Source organism: Marinobacter sp. V34 (genome assembly GCF_055524115.1).
In genome coordinates, this window is the sequence record NZ_JBUPZY010000012.1 from 41,672 (window position 1) to 64,743 (window position 23,072).

At 59.3% G+C, this 23,072-nt stretch carries 19 protein-coding genes; 8 read left to right on the forward strand and 11 right to left on the reverse strand.

Annotation, left to right across the window (positions count from 1 at the left end):
• Nucleotides 1–53: 53 nt before the first annotated feature.
• The 10 genes from AC0B60_RS17645 to AC0B60_RS17690 form a co-directional block, all read right to left on the reverse strand.
• Entirely contained in the window at nt 54–776 is a 723-nt protein-coding gene (locus AC0B60_RS17645; protein WP_465087218.1) for an ABC transporter ATP-binding protein, read from the reverse strand.
• Nucleotides 773–1,549, reverse strand: a complete 777-nt coding sequence (locus AC0B60_RS17650) for an ABC transporter ATP-binding protein (RefSeq protein ID WP_465087219.1) — start codon at nt 1,547–1,549, stop codon at nt 773–775. Before AC0B60_RS17650 ends, AC0B60_RS17645 begins: the two co-directional genes overlap by 4 nt.
• 70 nt (nt 1,550–1,619) lie before the next feature.
• The gene (locus tag AC0B60_RS17655; RefSeq protein ID WP_465087220.1) at nt 1,620–2,429 is read right to left on the reverse strand and encodes an alpha/beta fold hydrolase; all 810 of its coding nucleotides are present in this window, start codon (nt 2,427–2,429) and stop codon (nt 1,620–1,622) included.
• Between the two features lie 4 nt (nt 2,430–2,433).
• Nucleotides 2,434–2,850 (reverse strand): PaaI family thioesterase, encoded by a 417-nt coding sequence (locus AC0B60_RS17660; RefSeq protein WP_075195410.1) that lies wholly within the window; start codon nt 2,848–2,850, stop codon nt 2,434–2,436.
• A complete protein-coding gene (locus tag AC0B60_RS17665) occupies nt 2,847–4,496 on the reverse strand; it encodes an AMP-binding protein (RefSeq protein ID WP_465087221.1) in 1,650 nt (549 codons plus the stop codon). The genes AC0B60_RS17660 and AC0B60_RS17665 overlap by 4 nt, the downstream gene beginning before the upstream one ends.
• Before the next feature lie 158 nt (nt 4,497–4,654).
• Complete coding sequence (gene mmsB / locus AC0B60_RS17670) at nt 4,655–5,548, reverse strand: 3-hydroxyisobutyrate dehydrogenase (RefSeq protein WP_465087222.1); 894 nt, start codon at nt 5,546–5,548, stop codon at nt 4,655–4,657.
• A gap of 46 nt (nt 5,549–5,594) precedes the next feature.
• Nucleotides 5,595–6,689 carry an enoyl-CoA hydratase/isomerase family protein gene (locus AC0B60_RS17675; protein WP_465087223.1) on the reverse strand — a complete coding sequence of 365 codons (1,095 nt, stop codon included), beginning with the start codon at nt 6,687–6,689 and terminating at the stop codon, nt 5,595–5,597.
• A 66-nt stretch (nt 6,690–6,755) separates the two neighbouring features.
• Nucleotides 6,756–7,535, reverse strand: a complete 780-nt coding sequence (locus AC0B60_RS17680) for an enoyl-CoA hydratase (protein WP_465087224.1) — start codon at nt 7,533–7,535, stop codon at nt 6,756–6,758.
• Between the two features lie 35 nt (nt 7,536–7,570).
• Nucleotides 7,571–8,737 (reverse strand): acyl-CoA dehydrogenase family protein, encoded by a 1,167-nt coding sequence (locus AC0B60_RS17685; protein ID WP_465087225.1) that lies wholly within the window; start codon nt 8,735–8,737, stop codon nt 7,571–7,573.
• 9 nt (nt 8,738–8,746) lie between these two features.
• Entirely contained in the window at nt 8,747–10,237 is a 1,491-nt protein-coding gene (locus AC0B60_RS17690; protein ID WP_465087226.1) for a CoA-acylating methylmalonate-semialdehyde dehydrogenase, read from the reverse strand.
• Between the two features lie 149 nt (nt 10,238–10,386).
• Between AC0B60_RS17690 and AC0B60_RS17695 the strand changes: the two genes are divergently transcribed.
• The 7 genes from AC0B60_RS17695 to AC0B60_RS17725 all read left to right on the forward strand — a co-directional run bounded on the left by AC0B60_RS17695 (nt 10,387) and on the right by AC0B60_RS17725 (nt 19,212).
• Nucleotides 10,387–11,262: a helix-turn-helix domain-containing protein gene (locus AC0B60_RS17695; protein ID WP_465087227.1), complete on the forward strand. Its 876-nt coding sequence runs from the start codon at nt 10,387–10,389 to the stop codon at nt 11,260–11,262.
• 112 nt (nt 11,263–11,374) lie between these two features.
• On the forward strand, nt 11,375–12,430 hold the full coding sequence (locus AC0B60_RS17700) for an NAD(P)-dependent alcohol dehydrogenase (RefSeq protein WP_465087228.1): 1,056 nt from the start codon (nt 11,375–11,377) through the stop codon (nt 12,428–12,430).
• Nucleotides 12,431–12,595: 165 nt separating this feature from the next.
• Nucleotides 12,596–13,789, forward strand: a complete 1,194-nt coding sequence (locus AC0B60_RS17705; RefSeq protein ID WP_465087229.1) for a GGDEF domain-containing protein — start codon at nt 12,596–12,598, stop codon at nt 13,787–13,789.
• A gap of 34 nt (nt 13,790–13,823) precedes the next feature.
• The gene (locus AC0B60_RS17710; RefSeq protein WP_465087230.1) at nt 13,824–14,630 is read left to right on the forward strand and encodes a crotonase/enoyl-CoA hydratase family protein; all 807 of its coding nucleotides are present in this window, start codon (nt 13,824–13,826) and stop codon (nt 14,628–14,630) included.
• Nucleotides 14,627–15,247, forward strand: coding sequence for a metallophosphatase domain-containing protein (locus AC0B60_RS17715; protein WP_465087231.1), 621 nt, complete (start codon nt 14,627–14,629; stop codon nt 15,245–15,247). Before AC0B60_RS17710 ends, AC0B60_RS17715 begins: the two co-directional genes overlap by 4 nt.
• Before the next feature lie 9 nt (nt 15,248–15,256).
• Nucleotides 15,257–16,963 carry a VRR-NUC domain-containing protein gene (locus AC0B60_RS17720; protein WP_465087232.1) on the forward strand — a complete coding sequence of 569 codons (1,707 nt, stop codon included), beginning with the start codon at nt 15,257–15,259 and terminating at the stop codon, nt 16,961–16,963.
• A complete protein-coding gene (locus AC0B60_RS17725; protein WP_465087233.1) occupies nt 16,960–19,212 on the forward strand; it encodes an ATP-dependent DNA helicase in 2,253 nt (750 codons plus the stop codon). The genes AC0B60_RS17720 and AC0B60_RS17725 overlap by 4 nt, the downstream gene beginning before the upstream one ends.
• On the opposite strand, the gene AC0B60_RS17730 is transcribed toward AC0B60_RS17725, so the two are convergent.
• Nucleotides 19,209–20,405, reverse strand: a complete 1,197-nt coding sequence (locus tag AC0B60_RS17730; RefSeq protein ID WP_465087234.1) for an MFS transporter — start codon at nt 20,403–20,405, stop codon at nt 19,209–19,211. The genes AC0B60_RS17725 and AC0B60_RS17730 overlap by 4 nt on opposite strands.
• Nucleotides 20,406–20,593: 188 nt before the next feature.
• Here AC0B60_RS17730 and AC0B60_RS17735 point away from each other — a divergent pair, with 188 nt between their 5' ends.
• On the forward strand, nt 20,594–23,068 hold the full coding sequence (locus AC0B60_RS17735) for an ExeM/NucH family extracellular endonuclease (protein WP_465087235.1): 2,475 nt from the start codon (nt 20,594–20,596) through the stop codon (nt 23,066–23,068).
• The last annotated feature ends 4 nt before the right edge of the window (nt 23,069–23,072 follow it).

Sequence of the window (23,072 nt, forward strand, 5' to 3'; positions counted from 1 at the left end):
TTTCGTTCTTATTGCTCTTGTTGCACTCTTTATTTCACTCTCATCCCCGGGCCTTACACACCCAGGTACTTGTCCAGCATCGACTGCTTGGACTCAAGCTCGTCGGCGCTGATCTCCTCCACAATCTGGCCGTGTTCCATCACGTAGTGACGGTCCGCCAGGGGTGCGGCGAAATGGAAATTCTGCTCAACTAGGACAATGGTCAGGCCTTTTTCCTTTAGCTTGACCAACACTTCGCCCAGTGTTTCGACGATGACGGGAGCCAGGCCTTCGGTGATTTCATCCAGCAACAGCATGTTGGCACCGGTTCTCAGGATTCGTGCCATGGCCAGCATTTGCTGTTCACCACCGGAAAGCTTGGTGCCAGGGCTGGTTCGGCGCTCATACAGGTTGGGGAACATGGAGAAAATTTCCTCCAACCCCATGCCACCACTTCGGACGACTGGCGGAAGCGTCAGGTTTTCCATGACATTGAGCCCGGAAAAAATGCCCCGGTGTTCGGGGCAATACCCTACTCCCAACCTTGCAATGTGGTGAGGCGCGCAAGTCATCGTCTCCTCACCGTTAATCATGATCGAGCCGGTACGTCGACCCACCATATTCATAATGGCTTTCAGGGTTGTGCTGCGGCCAGCCCCGTTGCGGCCCAGAAGTGTGACCAGTTCCCCGCGCTGAACCTCCAGGTCAATGCCATGGAGAATGTGCGACTCACCGTAAAACGCGTGCAGGCCGGAGATTCGAAGCTGTTCGTACTCTTTCGAGTGCGCCTGTGTCATTCCGTCGCCTCCTGCTTTTTGGTGGCGGTGCCACCCATATACACTTCACGCACCCGTGGGTCATCGGAAACCTGCTGGTAGTCGCCTTCAGTCAACACAGAACCCTGAGCCAGAACCGTTACCCGGTCACATAGCTTGCTGACCACACCCAGGTTGTGCTCCACCATTAACACCGTGCGGCCGTGGGCAGCCTTTCGCACCAGCTCAACAACCCGATCCACGTCTTCACTGCCCATCCCCTGAGTGGGCTCATCCAGCAACAGCAGCTCCGGCTCCATGGCCAGGGTAGTGGCCAGTTCCAGGGCGCGTTTACGGCCATAGGCAAGTTCAACGGTGGTGGTATTGGCGAATTCCGTCAGCCCCACGCTGTCCAGCAATTCCATGCAGCGTTCATTAAGCTTGTTCAGGGAGCCGCCGGATTTCCAGAAGCGGAAGGAGTTTCCTTCAAAGCTCTGCAGGGCGACGCGAATATTCTCGAGCGCCGTCATATGGGGGAAAACCGCGGAAATCTGAAAGGAACGGACGACGCCTTTGCGGGCAATGGCCGCCGATTTCATCGAGGTGATGTCCTCACCCTTGAACAGAATCCTGCCACGAGTAGGAATCAGAAACTTGGTAAGCAGGTTGAATACCGTGGTCTTGCCCGCGCCATTGGGGCCGATCAGGGCATGTATGTGGCCACGCTGCACCTTCAGGTTAACGTCGTCGACCGCCACAAAGCCTTTGAACTCTTTGACGAGGCTTTGGGTTTCCAGAACGAACGGGTCACTCATGAGCCATTCTACCTTTGTTATTGTTGTGCGTTTATACTGTCTACAGAGTAGATTGACGTCTACGTAAACGTCAACTGAAAATCGTACTTTTTTGACCAATCTCCATTCGCAAAAAATCACTGATTAGCGCCAGCACCCGGGCAGGCTGCTGCAAGTGGGGCGAATGCCCCGTGTCAGCCATGAACACCGGTTCAGCCCGATGGCCGATGCCCTCTACAATCCGGGTCACCTGTTCCGGAACGCCGTATTCATCATCATCCCCCTGAATGATCATAGAAGGGCAATGAATAGCGTCCAGCCAGGGGCCAAAATCCATAGACTGGTGGAAACCTTCATCCAGCCAGACGTCCTGCCAGGCGTAGAACAACGCATCGGTACGTTCGCCGTGGTGGCGCAGCAACTTCTCGCGAATGCCCTCTTCCTGGTAACGCCGGCGCATGTCACGGATGCCTGCCAGGGTCAGGTGATCAGCCCAGGTATGAGCGGCCATGGTGATCAATCCTTTTACCCGCTTTTCCAGCGCTGCCGCGGCAATCAGGGCAATGGAACCGCCATCGCTGTGGCCCACCAGAATAACCTCGTCAATCGCCAGCGCATCCAGCAACCGGGGTAACCACACAGTGCCTTCCTGCTCCAGGTAATCGTAGGGACGGGGCAACGGCTCATCACTGGAGACACCGTAACCACGGCGCTCATAGATCAGCGCATCAAGGCCAGTGGCCTCCGCCAACTGGCGCGGGAACTGCTTCCACAAGGCAATGTTGCCAAGGGATTCATGCAGGAATACCAACACCGGCCCGGTACTGTCACCGTGGCTCAGGCGCTGGGCCTGAACCCTGACGCCCTCCCCCAGGGAAACCGAAATATTGCTGACGTTCATGCCGTCACCGCTGTGCCGGAATCGCATAGGTGATGGTGGCGTGGGCAACCGGATCTTCCAGGCCATCGGAGAGAATATAGACTTCACCCACCCCGCTGGTCTTGCCGATTCTCAGCATGCTGGCCCGCGCCCGGATCGGGCTGTGGGCCACCGGCTTGCGCAGGAAGTTGATGTTGAGGTTGCTGGTCACCGCCAGCGGCACCAGGCCGATTTTTCCCAGCAGGGCGGCGTACAGGGCCACGTCCGCCAGCGCCATCATGGCAGGGCCGGACACCGTGCCGCCAGGGCGAAGATGCTCTTCCGCAACCTCCAGCTTCATTTCAGCCCAGCCATCGCCCAGTTCCTGCAAGGTGCCGTAGCGGGCACCCTGGGGAAACTGCTCGGCGAGGAAAGCTTGAAGTTCCTCGAAGGTGACAATCATCCCTGCTTCTCTTCCTTCGCCTGGTTACGCAGAACAAAGCGCTGGATCTTGCCACTGGGGGTCTTAGGCAGCTCATCCACGAATTCGATTTCACGCGGATAGGCGTGGGCCGAAAGCCGATGACGCACCAGTTCCTGCAATTCGTCCTTCAGGGCATCTTCGCTTTCAGGCTCCTGATCGCCCTTGATGACCACATAAGCCTTGATGATAGAGCCCCGCTTTTCGTCGGGCTTCGCTACCACACCGGATTCGGCCACTGCCTTGTGCTCCAGCAGGGTACTCTCCACATCGGCAGGGCCCACGCGGTAACCAGCGGTGGTAATGATATCGTCGTCACGACCGCTGAAGGAGAAGCAACCACCACCATGATTCACCACCATATCGCCCGTGAGGTAGTAGCCATTCACAAACGGGTCTTTCTCGCCCCAGGTGTAGCCGTCAAAGTGGAACAACGGTGAGGCTTTCACATCCACCGCCAACTGGCCGATTTCACCTTCGCCCACGACTTCGTTCTTTTCGTTGAGGGCAACGACTTTATGGCCTGGAGAGGAATAGCCCATAGAGCCCTGGCGTACCGAGTGCTCAAGGCCGTGGAAGTTACAGCAGGTCATACCCGTTTCGGTTTGGCCATAGTGGTCCTTGACCGGGCAGAAGTGGCGCCTTTCGATCCAGCTCACCACTTCCGGGTTCAGCGGTTCGCCGGCACTGCTGGCCACCCGCAGCCCCAGGTTCTCGCCTTCCGGAAGAACGTGGTCATTGGCTTTCAGCAATCGGTAGGCGGTCGGGGCCGCTGCCAGATTGGTGATCTTGTATTTGCGGATCATGTCGTAGGTGGTTTCCGGGGTGAACGCACCCGGATTGAAGTGGGTGGCATGCCCCATCAGCAATGGCCCCACCACAGCATAGTAAAGGCCGTAGGCCCAGCCTGGATCAGCCACGTTCCAGAACACGTCATCATCCCGCAGGTCAATGGCATACTTCATGTACACGTAGAACGCCAGCAAGGCTTTGGCAGGAACCGCAACGCCCTTGGATTTACCAACCGTACCCGAGGTAAACATCTGCAGGAACGGATCACCACCCTTGATCAGAACCGGCTCGAACTGGCCAGATTGATCTGCCAGCGTGTTGTCGAAGTCCGGGATATCACCACTGACCTCTGCGGCATTCACACACACCACCGGCGCGCAGCCCTTAACCTCGGTAAGCTTCGGATAGTTGACGGGGTCAGTAACCACCAGCTTGGTGCTGGCACGCTCGAATCGATACTCAATGGCACCGGGGCCGAAGGCGGTGAACAACGGTTGGTAAACGGCACCAGCGCGCAGGGCACCGGCAATCACAATCAACAACTCAGGACTGCGGGGTAACAAAGCGGCAACCCGGTCGCCCTTGCCGATACCCTGGGAGGTCAGGTAGTTCGCAAAACGGGCGGACTGCTCTTTAAGCTCGGCAAAGGTCAGCTTGCCGGAACCGCCATCAGCTTTTTCGTAATAAAGCGCAACACGTTGAGGGTCGTCCGCCCATTTGTCACAGATTTCCGTACAGACGTTCAGGCCATCGTGCAGGTTACCCTCCAGAATCTCGGCTTCGAGGCTGGCGGGATCGAAATTGTCATAGACCGATTGGTAATCCGGGAGGCTCATAATCCAGTCCTTTTATTGTTGTGGCAAATTCTGAACTCAATGTGTATCACAGGCTATAGTTTACGTAAAGGTAAACTTTAAGCTAAAAATAAGCGCCTTCAAAACCCATTGGTATGAACGAAAAGCTCACCCCAGATGGCCGTGAAGGCGCTGCCTGTTCAGCCCTGCTCGCGGTAATAGAACTTCTGTATGCTGGAAAAATCCAGCCCGCCATTGCCCTCGTTGGCATGGAGCGAAAACAGATTACGGGCCAGTGACCCCATGGGAATGGGCGCCTGATTCTTGACGGCATTATCGAAGGCCAGCCCCAGGTCCTTGTTCATCAGGTTCACCAGGAAGCCGCCTTCGTAGTCACGGGACGCCGGCACGCCCTCCATGACACCCGGCCAGGGGTTGTAGACGTTCAGCGCCCAGTTGCCGCCAGAACTCTGCTTCATGATTTCCGACAGCACCGCAGGGTCCAGGCCGTTCTTCACGCCCAGTGCCAATGCTTCGCTGGTACCACTCATCAGGATGGCCAGCAGCATGTTGTTGCAGATTTTGGCAACCTGACCTGAACCGTGGGGGCCGGCGTGGAAGATGTTCTTGCCCATGCACTCAAGAACGGGTTTAGCGCGCTCGAAAGCGTCCGCTTCACCACCGCAGATAAAGGTCAGGGTGCCCGCCTTGGCGCCACCGACACCACCAGAGACCGGCGCATCCATAAAGGTAATACCGGCAGCAACTGCGGCGTCGGCCACACCTTTTGCGGTTTCCGGCGCAATGGTGGAGGAGTCGATCACCAGCGTTGTGGATGACAGGTTCTTCAACAGGCCGTTGTCGCCCAGGTAGACCGCTTCCACGTGCTGGCCCGCAGGCAGCATGGAAATCACCACCTCGGCACCTTCCACCGCCTCCTGGATCGTCGCCGCAGATTTCGCGCCTTCGTTGGTCAGTGTCTTGACGGCCTCGGAAGAAAGGTCAAACACCGTCAGGTCGTGGCCTGCCTTGACGAGGTTGGAGGCCATCGGGCCACCCATGTTGCCAAGACCGATAAATGTGATAGTCGCCATATTGTTGTTCTCCATTTTTGATCAGCTTTGGTCTGTTCGGTTTTGTTCAGGGCTCGATAAAGAACCGGTCGATCCACTCCGGGTCCACACTCTTCAGTGTTGGAAAGTGCCAGCGAGGTTTCAGGTCCTTGTCGATCAACAATGCCCGGACACCCTCGGCAAATTCACCCATCTTCAGGCAGCGTTTCGATATTTGAAGTTCCTTGTCGAAAACCTGGGACAGGCTGTCTTGCAGGGTGTCGTGATAGTGTTGCCAGGTCAGGGTCAGGGACGCTGGCGACGCCGCCGCAACCGTCTTGACCGCCTTGATCAGCCAGGGATCTTCGCCGGCGTACTGGCTCAGGTTCTCCACTACTTCCATCAGCGAATCGCCGTCGGTAAGGGCCTGAATCACATCGAAGTGCTCGCGCACCACGGCTTGCGGCATTGCCTCGCGGGAACCTGCTTCAAACCGGCGCAACACCTTGCTGACAGCCGCATGGGCGCCACCCTCAAGGCCGGCAAAGCCGGACTGTTGCAGGGCCTGCTTGACCTCGTCACGCATGTCGTGGCGAACAAACCGGTCCGCCACCCCGGTAAACAACGCATCGGCGCCGTTCATGCGCGCACCTGTCAGTCCCAGGAACAAACCGATTCGGCCCGGCATTTTGTTCAGAAACCAGCCAGCACCCACGTCCGGATAAAGGCCGATACTCACTTCCGGCATAGCGACACGTGAATGCTCCGTCACAACACGATGGGAGCCTCCGGACATCAGGCCGATGCCGCCGCCCATCACCACGCCATTGCCCCAGACAATAAAAGGCTTGGGATAGGTGTGAATCTGGTAGTCCAGTTCGTATTCGTCGGTGAAGAATCTATCGCCTTCACTGACGGCACGACTGTCAGAGCGCGGCTCTGTCATGTCGCGATACAGCGCCACAATGTCTCCGCCGGCGCACAAGGCCTTGTCGCCCTCGCCTTCCAGCCACACGGCGCCGATCGTGTCGTCCGCAGCCCACTGGTCCAGCTTTGCTTTCAACAGGTGGATCATCTCCAGCGACAATGCGTTCATGGCGCGCGGAGCGTTCAGCCGTGCCACACCAATGCGGCTGCCGCCAGCGGCTTCCAGTTCCTCAAAAATGACTACTTGATCTCTCATACCATTCACTCAGTAATCCGGCCCGGTGTATCGATGTTTTTCATAGGTGCTATTTATCGGTGCTTTCTACCGGTTCTTCCATTCCGGGGTGCGCTTTTCAAGAAACGCATTCACCCCTTCGCGCTGGTCTTCGGTGCTGAACAGTTCGATAAACAGTTCCCGCTCCATTCTCCAGCCATCATCGTGGCTGCGGCCATCGCGGGCACTCATCACCAGGGTCTTGCAACGGGCAACGGACGACGGGCTCTGTTTTCCGGCCATCTCCGCCAGTTCCAGCGCCTTGTCGAGTGCCGCGCCCTGCGGCACCACTTCTTCCACCAGCCCGATGCTCAGAGCCTTGTCGGCCTTGATACGCTCACCACAGAGAATCATGCGCTTGGCCCAGCCTTCGCCGACCAGCCAGGGCAGATTTTGGGTCCCACCGGCGCAGGGCAGCAGGCCAACGGTGGCCTCCGGCAAGGCCATCTGGGCGTGTTCCTCGGCAATGCGGATATCGCAAGCCAGGGCGCACTCCAGACCACCCCCCATGGCATAGCCGTTCACCGCAGCGATGGACACGCCACGGAACCGCACCAGAGCATCGAAAGCCTGACCAAACGCCTGAGCCATAACACTGGCATTACCAATGTCGCCGTCGGCGAAGGCCTTGAGGTCGGCGCCGGCGGAGAAAAACTTCCCGCCCTGGCCAGTCACCACCAGCGCAAAAATATTGCGATCGGCATTCAGCGCTTCGATGGTTTCTTCCAGCGCTTTCAGGGAAGCCTTGGTCCAGGTATTGGCCGGAGGATTGTTAATGGTGATGATCGCGGTGTGGCCGCGCTTTTCCAGCTGAATCAATTCGCTCATGTGAAGTCTCGCCTTTTGTTAGTTGGCAGAAGCATTTATTGGATCGCTTCAGCGACACCGGGCTCCAGTAGCCGGCGGGCTACAATCAGCCGCATGATTTCGTTGGTGCCTTCCAGAATCTGATGCACCCGTAGGTCACGTACGTAGCGCTCAAGCGGGTACTCGCGGATATAGCCGTAACCACCGTGGAGCTGAAGTGCCTCGTTGCAGACCTCGAAGCACGCATCGGTGGCGAAGCGTTTGGCCATGGCGCAATGCAGCGTGGCTTCGGTATCACCCTGATCCAGCCGGTAAGCTGCCAGGCGAACCATCTGCCGTGCGGCTACCAGGTTGGTCGCCATATCCGCCAGCTTGAACTGCAGCGCCTGGAAGCCCGCCAGGGCCTGGCCGAACTGCTCACGTTCGTGCATGTAGTTGCGGGCACGCAGCAGCGCCGCCTGGGCACCACCCATGGAGCAGGTGGCGATGTTCAGGCGCCCACCATCCAGGCCTTTCATGGCGATCATGAAACCCTGACCTTCTTCACCCAGCCGGTTATTGGCCGGCACGCGAACGTTCTCGAAGGTAATCTGGCGGGTGGGCTGGCTGTTCCAACCCATCTTTTCCTCGGCCTTACCGTAGTGGATACCATCACTGTCAGCAGGGACCACAAAGGCGCTGATCCCTTTGGGACCACTGTCCGGCGCGCCGGTTCGGGCCATCACCACCAACATCTGGGTGGCACCGGCGCCGGAGATAAACACCTTGCTGCCATTGAGCAGATAGCTGTCGCCGTCCCGGGTGGCCTTGGTGCGCAGGTTACCGGCATCGGAACCGGCACCCGGCTCGGTGAGGCAGTATGAGCCCAGCCATTCACCGCTGGCCATTTTTGGGGCGATCTGCTTCTGGATGTCGGCATTGCCGAACTTCGCCACCATCCAGGTCGCCATGTTGTGGATGGTGATATAGGCCGCCGTGGACGGGCAGGCAGCCGCCAGCTCTTCCACGATCACACTGGTATCCAGCCGCGACAGCCCCATGCCACCCTGGGCTTCCGGCGTATAGATGCCGCAAAAGCCCATCTCGCCGGCTTCGCGAATCACTTCCACCGGGAACACATGCTCGGCATCCCACTTGGCGGCATGAGGCGCCATGGCTTTCTCCGCGAAGGCCTTCGCGGCCTCGCGGAAGGCCAGCTGATCTTCGGTCAGATCAAAGTTCATGGGCTCCCCTTACCGCATGCGGATGGAGAAGTTGGTTTCAGCCACCGCATCGCTGCTGAACCAGCGACAGGTAATGGTCTTGGTCTCGGTGTAGAACTTCACCGCCTGCTTGCCGTAGGCGTGCTGGTCACCGTAGAAGGAGCCTTTCCAGCCAGTGAAGGAGAAGAACGGCAGGGGCACCGGAATAGGCACGTTGATACCCACCTGACCCACTTCGATCTCATGCTGGTAGCGGCGTGCCGCACCACCGGAGCTGGTGAAGATGGAGGTACCGTTGCCATAGGGGCTGTCGTTCACCAGGTTGATGGCATCTTCCAGGGTGTCCACCTCCATGCAGGCCAGCACCGGGCCGAAAATCTCTTCTTTGTAGACATCCATATCCGGCTTGACCCCGGCGAACAGCGTCGGCCCTACCCAGTTGCCATCGGGCAGGCCATCAACGGTGCAGTTGCGGCCATCCAGCAGTAGCTTGGCGCCTTCTTCCTCACCGCGGGTAATCAGCGATTCCACGCGCTGCTTCGCCTGCTTGCTGATGATGGGGCCGTAGCTGGCTTCCTTGTCGTTCCAGGCACCGGGCCTGACAGCAGCCAGGGCTTCCTTCACTTCCGGAATCCACTCCTGGGCCTCGCCCACGAACACCGCCACGGAAATCGCCATGCAACGCTGGCCGGCAGCACCAACCGATGCGCCTATCAGAGCCTTGACCACCTGATTCTTATCCGCGTCCGGCAGGATCACCATGTGGTTCTTGGCACCGGCGAAACTCTGTACACGCTTCATGTTACGGGTACCGGTTTCGTAGATGTAACGGCCCACCGGTACGGAGCCGACGAAGGATACGGCTTTGATAGCCGGATCGGTCAGCAGCACGTCTACCTGTTCTTTACCGCCGTGGACAACCTGCAACACCCCCTTGGGGGCGCCTGCTTCTTCAAACAGTTCCGCCAGACGCATCGGGGTCAGCGGGTCCTGCTCGGACGGCTTGAGGATGAAGGCGTTACCGGAAGCAATGGCCATCGGGAACATCCACAGCGGAATCATGGCCGGGAAGTTGAACGGCGTGATGCCGGCACAGACGCCCAGCGGCTGAGTGTAGGAATAGGTGTCGATTTCACGGGCCACGTTCTCAACGGTTTCACCCATCATCAGGGAGGGGATGTTAGCTGCGTGCTCCACAACTTCGATACCGCGCCAGACGTCGCCTTTGGCGTCCTCGAAGGTTTTGCCGGTTTCACTGGACAGGATCTCGGCAATCTCATCATGGTGTTCTTTCAGCAGCGCCTGATAGCGCATCATCACCCGGGCACGCTCGGACACCGGAACCTCTTTCCAGCTCTTGAATACTTCGCCAGCGGTGTCGATAGCGCGACGCATCTCGTCGTCTGTCGTGCAGGGCGCACGGGCAATGACTTCGTTGGTGGCAGGATCGGTGACGTCAATCCACTGGTCGGTCTGGCTCTGGACGAACTCACCGGCAAGATAAAGGGGTACGTTTTTCATAGCAGTGTTCCCTGTCATTGTTGTAGGTCGTTGGGCCTGTGCCCTATGGTTGTCATCGATCCTAGCACAGCCTTCTACCGCTCAATGATTGACTAAGTTTCGACCATGATGGATTATCTTTCGAAACCATCGTGAAACAGGCTCCTACGATGACCAAAACATCACAGTGGCCCGTACCGCCGGACAGCATTCGTTATGTCATCCCTGATCCGGTCATACGCGGCCTGTCACGACACCCGCTGACCCGCGACCTGTACCCGCTCGCCTTCGGCCACTACCGCCGCGCTGCGGGCCACCACATGCACCGGGAGCACCACAACGACGATCTTTTGATCCATTGCACGGAGGGGGAAGCCTACCTGAATGTCGAGGACGAACCCTGCCTGATACGGGCGGGCGACCTGGTGCTGATATCGGCCGGCGCCGCCCACCGATACACCGCCGCGCCGGAGAACCCATGGACAATCCATTGGGTGCACTATGCAGGCCCGTTGGCGGAACACTTTCGGGAACACATGGGATTTACCGACGGCATCCGCGTTCAGCACATCGGTCGGCAACCCCGATTGCTGGTGGATTTCAACGGCCTGCTTTCGGTACGGCAAACAGGTTTCCGCACCCCCGGCCTGGTGCATGTGGCCAACCGGCTACGCCAGCTGCTGGCGGCCGTTCCGCTGAGTGTCGGTGAGGCCGGCCAGGCGCAGCAGCCAGACCTGGACATTATTCATAGCTTCATGCGCGAGCATCTGGATGAGCGCATCACCCTCAATCAACTGGCGGACCTGACGGGGCTCTCACCCGCGCACTTTGCCACCCGCTACCGGGCGCTGACCGGCGTCTCCCCGATCCAGCATTTCCTGCACCTGAAAGTGGAACAGGCCTGCCAGTTACTGGACACCACGGACCACTCCTTTACCCAGATCAGCAGCCTTCTGGGTTATGACGACAACTACTATTTCTCACGACTGTTCAAGAAGGTGATGGGCCTATCCCCCACCGACTACCGCCACACCCATCGCCATTAACCCTTGATGATATTCCTTTCATAAATAGCACTTGCGGTTGAAAAAACTGACTCACATCCGAACTTATTGCGTATAAGTTTGAACATTTACCGACACAGAAGGAACACGGATCATGGCGAATGCAAAAGGCTATGCAGCCGAATCAGCCGACTCAAAGTTGGCCCCCATCAGCTTCGAGCGGCGTAAACCTCGTCCGGACGATGTCTCCATCGAGATTGACTACTGTGGGGTCTGCCACACCGATATCCACTTCGCCCAGAATGATTGGGGCGTTACGCAGTTCCCGGTAATTCCCGGCCATGAAATCATTGGCCGCGTTACCGCTGTCGGCTCCGACGTGACAGACTATAAAGTGGGCGATACGGTGGGCGTAGGCTGCATGGTGGACTCCTGCCGTAGCTGTTCCGCTTGCGAATCCGGCCTCGAACAGTATTGCCTGGAGGGCATGACTGGCACCTATAACGGCGAAGACCGTCACGACGGCTCCGTCACCTATGGCGGTTATTCCGACAGGGTTGTGGTCAGCGAGCGCTTTGTGGTGAAAGTTCCGGAAAAGCTGGACCCGGCCTCCGCCGCCCCCATCCTCTGCGCAGGCATTACCACGTACTCCCCTCTACGCCACTACGGCGTGCGAGCAGGCGACAAGGTGGGCGTGATCGGCATGGGCGGCCTCGGCCACATGGGCGTGAAATTTGCCAAGGCCCTGGGCGCGGAAGTGACGATCTTCACGCGGTCCGAAAACAAGGTGGCCGAGGCGAAGAAGCAGGGCGCGGATCACGTCGTCGTCTCCACCGACAAACAGCAGATGAAAGCGGCCCGGGAGAGCTTCGACTTCATGCTGGACACGGTTCCGGTTCAGCATGATCTCAACCCCTACCTGAACTGCCTCCGTTTCGATGGCACCCATATTCTGGTAGGCCTGCTTGACCCCATCGAGCCGGCATTGATGGCAGGCGCCCTGGTGGGCAAGCGCCGCGTACTGGCCGGCTCCCTCATCGGCGGCATGCCTGAAACCCAGGAAGTGCTGGATTTCTGCGCCGATCATGGCATCACCTGTGACGTGGAAATGCTCGACATCAAAAACATCAACGAAGCCTACGAACGCATGAAGAAAGGCGATGTGAAGTACCGTTTCGTGATCGACATGAAAACGCTGAAAGCCGCGTAACCGAAAGCCCAGCCGCCAGCCACGTTCAAACTGCGCTGGTGGCTGTGTCTTGTTTGTTTCTGCACGATTGTTTATGCACCAAGAAACGACACATAAAGCTTACTGACCGTAACGTCCCTGGGGCGTAATCTGTGATACTGCGAAAATCCGTCACCAGGGATGACTATGGGATTTACCGTTCACCTGCCGACTTTGCTGCTGCTATCTGTCGCGATCAATCTACTGATCGGCGGGTTGTTATGGGCCGTTTTCCGACTCCGTTCGCGCCAGCATTGTTTCCGGCTATGGGCGCTGGCCTGTGCGGCCTTCGCCACGGGCACCCTGATTGCAGGCGCACGCACCTTCATCGATGCGCCCTGGATCACCGTTTTCCTGGCCCACGTGTTTCTCGGCCTTTCGCCGTTGTTGGTATTGGCCGGCCTACAACGTTTCTCCGGCAAAGCATCGCGTAGAACCCGCCGGTTCCGCCATGCTCTACGCTTATCCGCGGCCTGTTATGTGCTGATCCTGCTGTTCACCTTCCAAGGCGATCCGCTGAATGCCCGCCTGCTAACGGCCCTGTTCTCGGCCGCCATTTTCAGCTTTGCGGTCTACAACCTGTCGAAACTGGATACCACACCGTCACTGCCCGTCAGGATTCTGAAAGTGCTGTTTACCATGCATGGGGTACTGATGATGTCCCAGACTCTGGTGATCGGTGCGGACTGGCTGGACCTGAACCAGACCAATACCGGTTTCGTGCTTCGGCTGATCCTCGTGAACCACATTCTGCTGGCTGCAGCCACAACCCTGGCACTGCCACTGCTGGCCTTTACGCAGTCTGAACAGCGCCTGCGAATCATGGCTGAGCAGGACGGCCTTACCGGGCTCAACAACCGCCGCTCTCTATTTCGGGAAGGCATCCGGGCTTTTGATAAGGCGGTACAGTCCCAGGGCCACCTGGCCGTACTGATGATGGACCTGGATCACTTCAAGCAAGTCAACGACCGCTGGGGACACGCGGCCGGGGATGATGCACTCCGCCTGGTAGCCCGCACACTGAGAAACGAATTAAGGGATGACGACATCGTTGGCCGGGTCGGAGGAGAAGAATTCGCGGTGGTTCTTCGTATCACCGGTGATGATGACGTAAATATCATCACCCACCGCCTGCTGGACGCCATTGCCAACAATGGCCAGGAAGTACAGGGTTTACCACTGTATATTTCGGCCAGCATTGGGGGTGTCGAGAAAGCAGACCGCCACAAAACCTTCGCAGATATGATGCTGGAAGCCGACTCGGCACTATACAATGCCAAGGACAAGGGACGGAACCGGGTGGAATTTGGACAGTTAACCCCGGAGACAACGAGTCCCTGAGACCGGCCAACAACAATAAACCTCAGGAGGCTATGTGACGCAACCACCGGTGTACACCGAGACCAGTGGAGCGGTACTGACCATCATTCTGGCCCGCCCCGAAAAGCGAAACGCCGTTGACCGCGAAACCGCCAACGCCCTGCGAGAAGCATTCACTGATTTCGAAGCCGATGACACCCTCAAGGCAGCCGTGCTCTGGGGCGAAGGAGGCAACTTCTGCGCGGGCGCCGATCTGGAAGCCGTCGGCGACCCGGAGCGTCGCAACGAGATAGAGGCCACCGGAACAGCTCCCGGTCCCATGGGCCCGTCCCGTATGGCCCTCTCCAAGCCTGTGATTGCCGCCGTATCCGGTTATGCGGTAGCGGGTGGCCTGGAGCTGGCCCTGATGTGTGACATGAGAGTGGTCGAAGCATCCGCCCTCTTCGGAGTCTTCTGCCGCCGGTGGGGGGTGCCGCTGATCGATGGCGGAACCGTGCGCCTGCCGCGCATTGTCGGCCATGGCAACGCGATGGATATGATTCTGACCGGTCGGCCGGTTAACGCCGAAGAAGCCAAGATCATGGGGCTTGCAAACCGGATTGTGCCCGACGGACAGGCACGGTCTGCTGCAGAAGCCCTCGCCGCCGACATCGCAGGGTTCCCACAGAAATGTCTTCGCGCCGACCGCCGCTCCGCTATTCACCAGTGGGATCTGGAACTGTCCGAAGCCTTGGCGGCGGAAGGCGCTGACGGCTATCCTGTGGTGTTCGCGGAAGCCATCAAGGGCGCCGATCAGTTTTCCTCTGGTGCCGGACGCCATGGTACTTTCCATAGTTCCGACGAACCCGGCGAGGCATTATGAGACTGGTCTGCATATCCGATACCCACAGCATGCACCGCCAGGTGGCGGTGCCCGATGGCGACGTGCTGATCCACGCCGGCGACTGCCTGGGAGTCGGCACCCTTGAGGAACTTGAGGACCTGGACAACTGGTTTTCCGAACAGCCCCACCGCCACAAGATCCTGATTGCTGGCAACCACGACTGGTGCCTGCAGGATGAGCCCGCCGACGCCGAAGCGCTAATCAGGAATGCCGTTTACCTCCGAGACAAAAGTATCGAAATCGAAGGACTGAAATTCTGGGGCAGCCCCTGGACACCGATCTTTTTCGACTGGGCATTCAACCTTGAGCGTGGCCCTGCCATTGCTGAACGCTGGGCACAGATTCCATCGGACACTGACGTACTTATCACCCATGGCCCGCCAGCCGGCATCCTGGACCAGGTGACCGACTCACTCGCTGTAGGCTGCAGTGATCTGGCCTGGGAGCTGGAACGATTGACACTCAAACTGCATGTTTTTGGACACATCCATGAAGATTATGGTCAGCAGACGTTGAATAACTGCCTGTATGTCAACGCCAGCACCTGCACAGGCCAGTACAAGCCTTTGAATTCACCGGTTGTTGTGGATATTTGACGCCCTGCCATGCTCCCCGCATCAGACCAGCACACCGACATTCCCGGCACTGCCGACCTGGACAATCCGCTGTACTATCTCGAAAACTTCGAGACCGTGGTTCGCTGGGTGCGGCACTACCACAGTGATTTACTGACCGCCGATGAAACCGCGCAGATAGATGGCCTGCTGAACCTGGATCAGCCGGCAAGGGCCCTATTGGTTCGAATGGTCATGCGAACGGGTGAACTGTTCCGGGTGGAAAAGTTCAACTACCCGGAGATCGGTGTGCCAATGAAAGACGCTGTAAGCACGCTATCCCACAACGGCTGGGCTGAAGACAATCCGTGCATCCCGCTTGCGGAGCTGTTTCGTCTTTTCACCCTCGCCGAGCTTCGTGCCGCCCTCGCGGACCGGATATCGGCTGCCGGCCTGCCAGTTGCAACCGCCAAGGGGCTCCTGAAAGACACTCTGATTCCACTGTACCCCGACCCCGCGCCGGTGGAACGCTGGCTACCGGAGACCCCCACACAGGTGGTCCGGCTGAGCCACATGGCCCTGTTCGACCGCCTGAGGCTGATGTTTTTCGGCAACCTGCGCCAGAGCTGGTCCGATTTCGTACTGGTGGAACTGGGTCACCAGCAGTATGAGAAGGTTCCGCTTTCCGCCGAGTCCCGGGCGTTCGACGAACGTGACGACGTGGATCGTTACCTGGTGATGCACCGCTGCCGTGAACGCCTGGACCAGGGCGAACCGCCAGAAACCGTATGGCAGGACATCCCCACGGCCAACGAGAATGCCTGGCTGGAAAGCCGGCGCGGCCGTTTGTTATTCGAGCTGGGCAAACTGGCGGAACGCGGCGGCAACACAGATCTGGCACTGGCAGCCTATCGTCAAAGCGGGCATCGCGAGGCTCGCCTGCGACAACTGCGACTGCTGGAGCGGCTTAAGCAGCACCGTGAGGCCTGGAACATTGCCCTGGCTGCCACCCGCAAACCCAGGTTCGGCGCCGAGGAACGGGGGCTTGAACGCCTTCTGAACCGGTTGGCGAAAAAATTGGGAGAGGATCTCCCCCGGCAAGGGGCCCGTCCGGAGCTGACGACGTTCACACTGAAACTGGACAATCCGGCCCCCCACTCCGTGGAGTGGGCTGCCATGCAACACCTGACCGAACCCGACACGCCCGCTGTCTATGTGGAAAACACCCTTATCAACGGCCTGTTCGGGCTGCTCTGCTGGCCCGCCCTGTTCGAACCTCTACCCGGCGCTTTCTTCCATCCGTTCCACACCGGGCCGGTCGACCTATACCGGGAGGATTTTGTGGAACGGCGGCAAGCGCTGTTTGACGACTGTTTCGATACGCTGGCTTCTGACGATTACAAAACCCGAATCCGCAATACCTGGCAGGAAAAACAGGGCATCGCCTCACCGTTCGTAATCTGGCCCGTACTCTCAGAGGAACTGCTTGAGCTGGCGTTGGCATGCATCCCGGCCCAACACCTGGAGCTGATGTTTCGGCGTCTATTAGGCAACGTGCGCGAACACCGAAGCGGCTTTCCTGACCTGATCCGCTTTCAACCCGGCCACACCAACCCAAACCGACGCTACGAAATGATCGAAGTCAAAGGCCCTGGCGACCGCCTGCAGGATCATCAGATCCGGTGGTTGGAGTTCTGCGTTGACCACGGCATTCCCGTGTCCGTCTGCTACGTGCGCTGGCAGAAGGTGGCCGAATGAGTGAATTCAACGTCGCGGTACGAACGCTGTGCGAATTCGCAGCCCGCCAAGGCGATCTGGACCTGCGCTACACCCCGGCGCCCACTTCGGAAGAAGGCATTGCCGGCCACGGCGCGGTGCAGGCCCGTCGCGGCCCAAGGTATCAAAGCGAAGTGGCCCTGGCCGGCCAATGCGGCAAACTGATGGTCAGCGGGCGGGCCGATGGCTACGACCCCATCGCGGGTCGACTGGAGGAAATCAAGACCCACCGGGGCGACCTGTCCCGCGTACGGGAAGCCCAGCGCAACCTCCACCGTGCACAGCTGCGGGCCTACGGAGCGTTACTGTGCCGACAGGAAAATCGAAGCGAGATCGATCTTTCCCTGATCTACTACGACGTCGGCAAGGACAAGGAAACCCCCATCACCGAAACCGCCCTCGCGGAGACACTTTGGCAGGAATTGGAAACCCTCTGTGAACGTTACAGCGACTGGGCAGAGCAGGAGGCCAATCACCGGCATGAGCGGGATCAGGCTCTGACAAACCTGGCCTTTCCCTTCCCGGATTTCCGTCCACAACAGCGCGCCCTGGCGGAAACCGTCTACAAGAACAGTCTCCGCCAACAAACGTTGTTGCTGGAAGCCCCCACAGGCCTCGGTAAAACGCTCGGCACCCTTTTCCCAGCCCTGATGGCGATGCCAACGGCCCGACAGGACCGCCTGTTCTACCTCACCAGCCGCAACACTGCCCGGCATCTGGCCGTCGATGCCATTCACCTGTTACGTGAGAAACAACCCGGCCCGTTACCACTGCGAACCCTGGAACTGGTTGCCAAGGATCATGCCTGCGAGCATCCGGACAAGGCATGCCACGGTGACGCCTGCCCGTTGGCCAAGGGTTTCTTCGATCGGCTGCCGGCCGCGCGCAAAGATGCCGCCAATCACACCGGCGCCCTGACCCAGACGGTACTGGCAGACATCGCCCACCAACACGGACTCTGCCCTTATTTTCTGGCCCAGGAAATGGCCCGCTGGTGCGATGTGGTGGTGGCCGATGTAAACCGGATGTTTGACCAGTCCGCCCTGCTCCATGCCCTGGTCCGGCAGAACGATTGGAAAGCCAGCCTGCTGATCGACGAGGCCCACAATCTGGTGGACCGAGCCCGAGGCATGTACTCGGTGGAACTGAGCCAGGCCCGCCTGCTGAGGGTCCGAAAGCAGGCGCCCAAGGCTCTGAAGTCAAAACTGGATGGTGTCTCTCGAGCCTGGCAATCGGTGATACGCGACCATTCCCCCGACATCAGCCGCGAACCGGTGATACTGGACAATCTTCCGGGCTCACTGACCGGCGCCCTGAACCGTCTGGTCTCTGCCATTACCGATTACCTGGCAGACCATCCGCCAGACCTTGCCCTGCAAGAGCTGATGTTCGAAAGCCTGGGTTTTACCAAGCTGGCGGAGGTGTTCGGCGACCATTCCCTGTGCGAGTTCGTCAGGCCGGCACGAGGCAAGGCCAGGCTTACCATCCAGAACCTGATCCCGGCGGATTTCCTGGCCCCGCGCTTCGAGGCCGCAGACAGCACGCTGCTGTTCTCCGCGACCCTGTCCCCCGGCATCTACTACCGGGACCTGCTCGGCATGCCGGAGGACACCTGTTTCCGCTCCCTGCCCGGCCCCTTTACCAGCGACCAGCTAGAGGTTCACTTCACCCCGGACATCAGCACCCGGCAGCCGGACCGGGAACGGTCGCTAACGCCCATTGCGGAACTGATCCACCGGCAATACCAGCAGCGGCCCGGCAACTACCTGGCGTTCTTCAGCAGCTTTTCCTACCTCAACCGGATACGGGAGACTCTCCAACAACAGGCGCCCGACCTGCCGCTTCGAGCCCAACGCCCTGGCATGTCTGCCGATGAGCGCACGGCATTTCTTGACGATTTCAACGAGGACAATGCCGGCGTCGCCCTGGCTGTACTTGGCGGCGTTTTCAGTGAAGGCATCGACCTGCCCGGCGACCGCCTCATCGGCGCTTTCGTGGCGACGCTCGGCCTGCCGCCCTTCGACCATTGGCATGAAATCCTGCGCCAGCGACTCGAGCAACGCTTCGGTGCCGGCCATGCCTACACCTACCTGATTCCTGGCCTGCAGAAAGTCGCTCAGGCCGCCGGCCGGGTGATCCGCACACCGGAGGACACCGGCGTGATCTGGCTGATCGACGACCGCTTCCTGCAACCGCAGATCCGCAACCTGCTGCCAGCCTGGTGGGCCTAGGTCGGCTCCACAGCAGTCTTCCTCTGGCACATCATCAAGCCAATGGCCAGCAGGCAAAAGGCGGCGCCGGCGTAAAACGTAAGCGCGGGGCCAGCCCAGGTCCATAACAGTCCAGCAACCGCACTGGCCAGAAACAGGGCAACACCGCCAACCAGATTGAAAAAGCCAAATGCTGTGCCGCGCAGCGCTTTCGGTGCCGTGTGAGCAACCATCGTCGCGAGCAGTCCCTGTGTCATCCCCATGTGCAGCCCCCAGATAACGGAGCCGACAAGCGTCCACAGCCAGTGGTTACCCAGCGCCAGCACCAGATCCGCTACGAGCAATACCACCAGCCCCATGATCAGTAGCTGGCGATGGTCCATACGGTCAGAAAGCTTGCCAAACGGGTAAGCCGACACAGAATAGGCAATGTTCATGACCACCAGAATGACGGGCAGCCAGGCGACACCCAATCCCATGTCTTCGGCACGCAACAACAGGAAAGCTTCGCTGAACCGCGCCAGGGTAAACACGGCACCAATTGCCACCACCGCCCAGTAGGCACGACTCAACTGCTTCAGGCTTGCACGGCTTATGGGATTGGCACGCCGTTCGGAGATGGGCTTTTCCGGTTCGCGAATACCAACCACCAACAACATCACTGCCAACGCCGCGGGTAACACTGCCACCCAGAACACTGCCTGATAGTCGTTTTGCCAAAGCAGCATCAGGCCGATCGCCAGCAGGGGGCCGAGAAACGACCCCACGGTGTCCAGGGATTGACGCAGGCCATAGGCCGCCCCACGTACTTCAGGGGGTGCGAGGTCGGCCACCAAGGCGTCTCGAGGCGCACCCCTGATTCCCTTTCCCACACGATCGGTAAGCCGGGCCGCCAGAATCCATCCCAGCCCTGGTGCGAGGGCAAATACTGGCTTGGTCAGTGCGCCCAGACCGTACCCTATAACAGCCAACCCCTTGCGCTTACCAAGGTAGTCACTCAGCACGCCCGAGAACACTTTGATGATAGGCGCTGTCGCTTCCGCCGCGCCTTCGATCAGCCCCACCATCAGAGCACTGGCGCCAAGAACGGAAACCAGATAGATCGGCAACAGGCTGTGAATGATCTCCGATGAAATATCCATCAGCAGGCTGACAAACCCGAGGATCCAGATACCCGTGGGTAGCTGGCGTTTGGCTAGCGCGGATGTGGTCACACGTGTTCCTTAATGATGCAGGAGGCCTTTTCGAAAGCGGATCATTGTTCCTCAAATGCAAATGGATATCGATATCATTAATGACTGATTCACAAAACCAACATCCCCTCGTCACAGTCCTTTCCCAGACTGGAACAGGCGGCGCCGATCGCCCCCGACAACTTCAATGACCAATCAGGGAAAGAACCATGACGATAAAACAGTGTGTGCTGGTGACTGCCATTGCCAGCGCCCTCACCGCCCCCGCCTATGCCGGGCTGGTGATCAGTGAATACGTGGAAGGCTCCAGCAACAACAAAGCCATTGAACTGCTCAACACCGGCACCAGCGATGTTGATCTCACCGCCTGGGAGCTCCAGGTGTTCTACAACGGCAGCAACGCCGCGGGCCTGACCGTCAACCTTGAAGGAACGGTTGCCCCCAGTGGCACCTTCGTTTTTGCCCACAGTCAGTCCGACCCCGCCATCCTCGCGGTTGCCGACCAGACAACGGGAGCCGGCCTCTTCAATGGTGACGACGCCGTGCTGTTGCTGAACGGGGGCGTGGTTGCCGATAGCATCGGGCAGGTCGGCGTTGATCCCGGCAGCTATTGGGGCGACACCGTCCGCACCCAGAACCAGACCCTGCGTCGCCGTGACGGCACCAGCGCGGACAACAACCCCGACGATGCATACGACCCAGCCGCCGTCTTCGACAGTTTTGCCGTGGACAGTTTCGATGATCTTGGAAACGGGTTTGACGATGGCGAAGAGCCAGGTGACCCCGAGTTGCCAGACATGGCCTGTGGTAATCCCGCAAGCCTGATCTCCGACATCCAGGGCACCGGTGACGTCAGCCCGCTTGCCGGTGAAAGCCTTGTTGTAGAGGCCGTCGTAACCGCTGCATTCAACGGCGATGACGGTCTGGGTGGCTTTTACGTTGAAGCTGCTGAGAACCAGCGCGATAGCAACCCCAGCACATCAGAAGGTCTGTTTGTCTATGCGCCGGGCGAGAGCGTCACGGTCGGCCGGCGTCTGCGGATCGCCGGCGAAGTCACCGAATTCGGCAACCTGACCGAACTCACCAATGTGACGAACCTTGCCGACTGTGGCACGGCAACACTTCCGGACCCCATCAACATCACACTGCCCTGGGCCGCCGCGGGTGCCCCGGAAGCCTTTGAGTCCATGCGCGTCCGCTTCGACGAGCCGCTGACCGTCAACGACAACTACGACCTCGGCCGCTTTGGCAGCCTGACCCTGGGCAGTGGCCGGCACTTTATTCCAACCAGTGTCGCAGAGCCCGGGGAGGACGCCGCGATCGTGGAAGAGCTCAATGCCCTGGACCGGCTGATCCTGGATGACGGCAGCAATCGCCAGAACCCGGCAGTGGTGCCCTATCCATCACCACAATTGAGCGCAACCGCCACCGTTCGCGCCGGTGATGCCGTGAACGACCTGATCGGGGTGCTCGACTACCGGTTCTCCGAGTGGCGCCTGCAGCCGCTGTCAGCTCCCAGCCTCGCCCAGAGCAACCCGCGCACATCCAGCCCCGAACTGGAAGACAGCGGCAACCTCGTGGTCGCCTCCTTCAATGTACTGAACTATTTCAATGGCGACGGCATGGGCGGTGGCTTCCCCACCGCACGTGGCGCCGATGATGCTGAAGAGCTGGGCCGCCAGACAGCCAAGCTGATCAGTGCCATCAACGCGTTGAACGCCGACATCGTGGGCGTGATGGAAATTGAAAACGACGGCTACGGCGAAAACAGCGCGATTGCTCAGCTGGCTGACAGCCTCGGCAGCAACTGGTCCCATGTTGACCCAGGCCTGCCACAACTGGGCGGCGACGCCATCGCGGTGGGCTTTCTCTACAACGCCGATCGGGTGAAAACCGTTGGTGACGCAGCGACACTCGCCACCACGCCGTTCGACGATCTGAACCGCCAGCCGCTGGCCCAGACCTTCCGCGCGATCGACAGCGACGATGCGGTGACCATTGCCGTTAACCACTTCAAGTCCAAGGGCTGTGGCAGCGCCGACGGTGCCAACGCTGATCAGGGTGACGGACAGGGGTGCTGGAACCCGGCTCGCACCCAAGCTGCGAACGCGCTGGCAACCTGGCTGGCCTCAGACTCCACCGGTACTGGCGAGAAAGACGTACTGATCATCGGTGACCTGAATGCCTACGCCAAGGAAGACCCGATCCGCGCACTGACCAACAACGGCTATACCGACCTGGTCGCCCAGGCGGATGGGGAAAGCGCGTATTCCTACGTGTTCTTCGGCCAGGCCGGTTACCTTGATCACAGCCTTGCCAACACCTCACTGGCACCGAAAGTGACCGACACCACTGTGTGGCACATCAACGCGGACGAGCCCCGCGCCCTCGACTACAACACCGACTTCAAGTCGCCGGAACAGCAGGCCAGCTTCTATGCGCCAGACAGCTACCGCGCCTCTGACCATGACCCGGTGATCATCGCCCTTGAGATGGACACCATGTCGTTGGGCGACCGGGCAGACCTGAACGGCGATGGTCGCATCAATGGCCGCGACGTTGCCCGGTTCATCCTGGCACACTTGTTCGGCAGGGCCTCCATTGAGCACTATGACGTCAATATGGACGGGCAGGTTAACTTTCAGGACTTGAAGGCCATTCTGGAAGCAGTTCGCATGCGCTGACAAC

Excerpts from the sequence above, each read along its gene's own strand:
- AC0B60_RS17645 (WP_465087218.1), bottom strand. The coding sequence starts at position 776 with ATGACACAGGCGCACTCGAAAGAGTACGAACAGCTTCGAATCTCCGGC.
- AC0B60_RS17650 (WP_465087219.1), bottom strand. The coding sequence starts at position 1,549 with ATGAGTGACCCGTTCGTTCTGGAAACCCAAAGCCTCGTCAAAGAGTTC.
- AC0B60_RS17655 (WP_465087220.1), bottom strand. The coding sequence starts at position 2,429 with ATGAACGTCAGCAATATTTCGGTTTCCCTGGGGGAGGGCGTCAGGGTT.
- AC0B60_RS17660 (WP_075195410.1), bottom strand. The coding sequence starts at position 2,850 with ATGATTGTCACCTTCGAGGAACTTCAAGCTTTCCTCGCCGAGCAGTTT.
- AC0B60_RS17665 (WP_465087221.1), bottom strand. The coding sequence starts at position 4,496 with ATGAGCCTCCCGGATTACCAATCGGTCTATGACAATTTCGATCCCGCC.
- mmsB (WP_465087222.1), bottom strand. The coding sequence starts at position 5,548 with ATGGCGACTATCACATTTATCGGTCTTGGCAACATGGGTGGCCCGATG.
- AC0B60_RS17675 (WP_465087223.1), bottom strand. The coding sequence starts at position 6,689 with ATGAGAGATCAAGTAGTCATTTTTGAGGAACTGGAAGCCGCTGGCGGC.
- AC0B60_RS17680 (WP_465087224.1), bottom strand. The coding sequence starts at position 7,535 with ATGAGCGAATTGATTCAGCTGGAAAAGCGCGGCCACACCGCGATCATC.
- AC0B60_RS17685 (WP_465087225.1), bottom strand. The coding sequence starts at position 8,737 with ATGAACTTTGATCTGACCGAAGATCAGCTGGCCTTCCGCGAGGCCGCG.
- AC0B60_RS17690 (WP_465087226.1), bottom strand. The coding sequence starts at position 10,237 with ATGAAAAACGTACCCCTTTATCTTGCCGGTGAGTTCGTCCAGAGCCAG.
- AC0B60_RS17695 (WP_465087227.1), top strand. The coding sequence starts at position 10,387 with ATGACCAAAACATCACAGTGGCCCGTACCGCCGGACAGCATTCGTTAT.
- AC0B60_RS17700 (WP_465087228.1), top strand. The coding sequence starts at position 11,375 with ATGGCGAATGCAAAAGGCTATGCAGCCGAATCAGCCGACTCAAAGTTG.
- AC0B60_RS17705 (WP_465087229.1), top strand. The coding sequence starts at position 12,596 with ATGGGATTTACCGTTCACCTGCCGACTTTGCTGCTGCTATCTGTCGCG.
- AC0B60_RS17715 (WP_465087231.1), top strand. The coding sequence starts at position 14,627 with ATGAGACTGGTCTGCATATCCGATACCCACAGCATGCACCGCCAGGTG.
- AC0B60_RS17720 (WP_465087232.1), top strand. The coding sequence starts at position 15,257 with ATGCTCCCCGCATCAGACCAGCACACCGACATTCCCGGCACTGCCGAC.
- AC0B60_RS17725 (WP_465087233.1), top strand. The coding sequence starts at position 16,960 with ATGAGTGAATTCAACGTCGCGGTACGAACGCTGTGCGAATTCGCAGCC.
- AC0B60_RS17735 (WP_465087235.1), top strand. The coding sequence starts at position 20,594 with ATGACGATAAAACAGTGTGTGCTGGTGACTGCCATTGCCAGCGCCCTC.